Annotated in this window: 2 protein-coding genes and 1 rRNA gene; 2 read left to right on the forward strand and 1 reads right to left on the reverse strand. The window is 33.4% G+C overall.

Going from position 1 to position 4,361, the window contains the following annotated elements; genetic code table 11:
* Both ACTG3S_RS10260 and ACTG3S_RS10265 read left to right on the forward strand, forming a co-directional pair.
* On the forward strand, positions 1–2,395 hold a 2,395-nt coding region (locus ACTG3S_RS10260), incomplete at its 5' end, for a glutamate synthase-related protein (protein WP_439129264.1).
* Positions 2,396–2,399: 4 nt separating this feature from the next.
* Positions 2,400–3,863 (forward strand): glutamate synthase subunit beta, encoded by a 1,464-nt coding sequence (locus ACTG3S_RS10265; protein ID WP_439129265.1) that lies wholly within the window; start codon positions 2,400–2,402, stop codon positions 3,861–3,863.
* A gap of 240 nt (positions 3,864–4,103) precedes the next feature.
* Here ACTG3S_RS10265 and rrf read toward each other — a convergent pair.
* A 5S ribosomal RNA gene (gene rrf / locus ACTG3S_RS10270) occupies positions 4,104–4,213 on the reverse strand.
* Between the last annotated feature and the right edge of the window lie 148 nt (positions 4,214–4,361).

The raw sequence follows: 4,361 nt of genomic DNA on the forward strand, positions 1-4,361 counted from the left end.
GGTTGATAACTTCAACAAAGCTATTGGTAAAGGTCTGTTAAAGGTGATGAACAAAATAGGAATCTCTACCTTACATTCTTACAGAGGTTCTCAAATTTTCGAAATAGTTGGTTTCAATTCTCAATTTGTAGAAAAATATTTCCCATATACAGCCTCAAGAATAGAAGGTATTGGTTTATACGAAATTGAAAAAGAAATTTCGAATAGATACAAACAAGCGTATCCAGATAATCAAATTGATAAAAATTTAGGCCTAAACATTGGTGGTGATTATAGATGGAGAAGAAATGGCGAGCGTCATTTATTTAATCCAACGACAGTTTCTAAACTACAACAAGCTGTGCGTTTAAGCGATCAAGCAAGTTATGATGTATATTCGAAAGCCATAAACGAACAAGCTGAAAATTTAATGACCATTCGTGGTTTGTTTCAGTTTGATAATTTAGATCCTATTCCTTTAGAAGAGGTAGAGCCTTGGACAGAAATTGTAAAACGTTTTAAAACGGGTGCAATGTCTTATGGGTCAATTTCTAGAGAAGCACATGAAAATTTAGCCATTGCTATGAACAGAATTGGTGGAAAATCGAATTCTGGTGAAGGTGGTGAAGATAGAAAAAGATTTCAAAAAGATATTAATGGAGATAGTAGAAACTCTGCCATAAAACAAGTTGCATCTGGTAGATTTGGAGTTACTTCTCATTATTTAACAAATGCCAGAGAAATTCAAATTAAAATGGCACAAGGTGCAAAACCTGGTGAAGGTGGTCAATTACCTGGCTACAAAGTTTTACCTTGGATTGCAAATGCACGTAACTCTACACCCTTTGTTGGTTTAATTTCTCCGCCGCCGCATCACGATATTTATTCAATTGAAGATTTAGCACAGCTAATTTTCGATTTAAAAAATGCAAATCGCGAAGCTAGAATTAATGTAAAACTAGTTTCAGAAGTGGGTGTAGGTACAATTGCTGCTGGTGTTGCCAAAGCAAAAGCAGATGTAGTCTTAATTTCTGGTTACGATGGTGGTACAGGAGCTTCTCCTCTAACCTCTCTAAAACACGCAGGTTTACCTTGGGAACTTGGTTTAGCAGAAGCACAACAAACACTAGTTTTAAATAATCTAAGAAGTAGAATAGTTGTAGAATGTGATGGCCAATTAAAAACAGGTAGAGATGTTGCAATTGCAGCTTTATTAGGTGCTGAAGAATTTGGTTTTGCAACCGCACCTCTAGTGGCTTCAGGTTGTATTATGATGCGTAAATGTCATTTAAATACATGTCCCGTTGGTATTGCTACTCAAGATAAAGAGTTGCGTAAAAACTTTAAAGGTACACCAGAGCACGTTATCAACTTCTTCTACTACATTGCTGAAGAATTAAGAAAAATAATGGCACAGTTAGGTTTTAGAACACTCGCTGAAATGGTAGGTCAAACACACAAAATAAATGCTAATAATGCAATTAAGCATTACAAAGCAAAAGGTTTAGATTTATCAAGCATATTACACAGACCTTCTTCATATAGAAAAATGACAGTTAGTAATACAGAAAAACAAGATCATAATTTAGATGATGTTTTAGACTTTACAATATTAAAAGACTCACACAGAGCGATGTATCGTAAAGAAAAAATGAATTTAAATTATCCTATTAAAAATACAAACAGAACTGTGGGTGCAATTGTTAGTAATGAAATTTCTAAAATTTATGGTCATTTAGGTTTACCTGAAGATACTTTAAACATCAATTTTACAGGTTCAGCTGGTCAAAGTTTTGGTGCTTTTGGTGCTCACGGACTAACTTTTACCTTAGACGGTAATACAAACGATTATTTAGGTAAAGGATTATCTGGAGCAAAATTAATTGTAAAAAAACCAGAGAAAGCAGACTTTATAGCAGAAAATAATATCATTGTTGGTAATGTATGTTTATTTGGTGCTGTAGATGGTCAAGCATATATTAACGGTATTGCAGGAGAGCGTTTTGCTGTTCGTAATTCAGGTGCAACTGCAGTTGTAGAAGGTGTTGGAGATCATTGTTGTGAATATATGACTGGTGGTAAAGTAATCGTATTAGGAAAAACAGGTCGTAATTTCGCTGCAGGTATGAGTGGTGGTATTGCCTATGTATATGATCCAGAAAATAAATTTACAAACGGACTTTGTAATAAAGAAACTATAGAGTTCGAAGAAATTTCACAAGAAGAAGCTGATGAATTAAAATCAATTATAGAAAAACACATTTTATATACAGACAGTAAAAAAGGAACAGAATTAATAACCAATTGGAAAAAAAGTTTAGAAAACTTTGTAAAAGTAATGCCTACTGAATATAAACGTGCTTTAGAGCGTTTAAGAACAGAGGAACCAATGGTAGAAGAATTAACAACAACATAATGTCATGGGAAAAGTAACAGGATTTAAAGAATTTGAAAGACAAGATGAAAAATATACATCTGTAAAAGATCGTGTAAAAAACTATAAAGAATTTACAGTTCCTCTTTCAGAAAAAGAGATAAAAAAACAAGGTTCACGTTGTATGGATTGTGGTATTCCTTTCTGTCACAGTGGATGTCCATTAGGAAACTTAATTCCAGACTTTAACCATATGGTACATCAAGGTGAATGGAAAAAAGCATCTTGGATTTTACATTCTACAAATAATTTTCCTGAATTTACAGGTCGTTTATGTCCAGCACCATGTGAAAAATCATGTGTTTTAGGGATTATTGAAGACCCTGTATCAATAGAAAATATAGAAAAAAATATTGTAGAAAGGGCTTTTAAAGAAGGATGGATAAAACCACAACCTCCTAAAACAAGAACGGGAAAAACTATTGCTGTTGTTGGTTCAGGGCCTGCAGGTTTAGCAGCTGCACAACAATTAAATAGAGCAGGTCATACTGTTACTGTTTTCGAAAGAGATGATGAAGTTGGTGGTTTATTACGATATGGGATTCCAAACTTCAAAATGGAAAAAGGGATTATAGATAGAAGAATAAAAATTTTAGAAGCAGAGGGTATCGTTTTTAAAACAAACGTAAATGTTGGTATAAATTACGATGTTAAAGATTTAAAATCGTTTGATGCTGTTGTACTTTGTGGTGGTGCTACAGAAAGACGTAGTTTACCAACTCCAGGAATAGATGCAGATGGCGTTGTACAAGCAATGGATTTCCTAACACAACAAACAAAAGTTTTATTTGGTAAAGAAGTAAAAGACCAAATTATGGCTACAGATAAAAATGTAATTGTAATTGGTGGTGGAGATACTGGTTCAGATTGTATTGGAACATCAAACAGACATGGAGCAAAATCTGTAGTAAATTTTGAAATAATGCCAAAACCACCAGGGCATCGTTCTCCAACAACTCCTTGGCCTTATTGGCCATTACAACTAAAAACTTCATCTTCTCATCAAGAAGGTGTAGAACGTAATTGGCTAATAAACACAAAAGAATTTTTAAAAGACAAAAACGGAAAATTAACTGCATTAAAAACAGTTAACGTAGAATGGAAAATGGTTCCTGGCCAAAGACCTCAATTAATAGAAATTGAAGGCACTGAAAAAATATGGCCTTGTGATTTAGCTTTATTAGCTTTGGGTTTTACTGGACCAGAAAGTACACTAGCAAATAAGTTAGGTATTAAAACAGATGCTAGGTCTAACTACAAAGCAGAATATGGAAAATATCAAACGAATGTACCAAATATTTTTACTGCTGGAGATATGCGACGCGGTCAGTCTTTAATTGTTTGGGCTATTTCAGAAGGTAGAGAAGCTGCAAGACAAGTAGATTTATTTTTAATGGGTAAATCAGAACTACCATCTAAAGACATTACAGGTGATTTAGTAGCAATGTAAAAAAAGTTATCTAATCAATTAGAGATTCATAAAAGACAAAACTCATCAATATTTTTATTGATGAGTTTTTTATTTCAGTATGGTTTTGCCTTAATATTATTGACAATAAACATAATAACTAAATATTATATATCATTTAAAATCTCTTACTCAATAAGAAAGAAGAAAAATTTGATGTAAAAAAAAACCTCATATCAAAAGATATGAGGTTTAAGTTACTGAACTTATTTCAGTAATAAAGAAAGGCAGCGACCTACTCTCCCACATAAATGCAGTACCATCGGCGCTATTGGGCTTAACTTCTCTGTTCGGTATGGGAAGAGGTGAGCCCCAATGCTATAACCACCCTAAGCTTTTCAGTTAAATAAATCAACTGTATAAATTAACATATGGTAAAATAATATTGTAAGATTAAAAAATTAAAAGAGTGTCTCCCGCCTTTCGGCGGGAAGCGTACATAAGTCTATGGGTTATTAGTACTACTCGGCTATGACATTA

Source organism: Polaribacter sp. (assembly GCF_965656025.1).
In the GTDB taxonomy this organism is placed as follows: Bacteria; Bacteroidota; Bacteroidia; order Flavobacteriales; family Flavobacteriaceae; genus Polaribacter.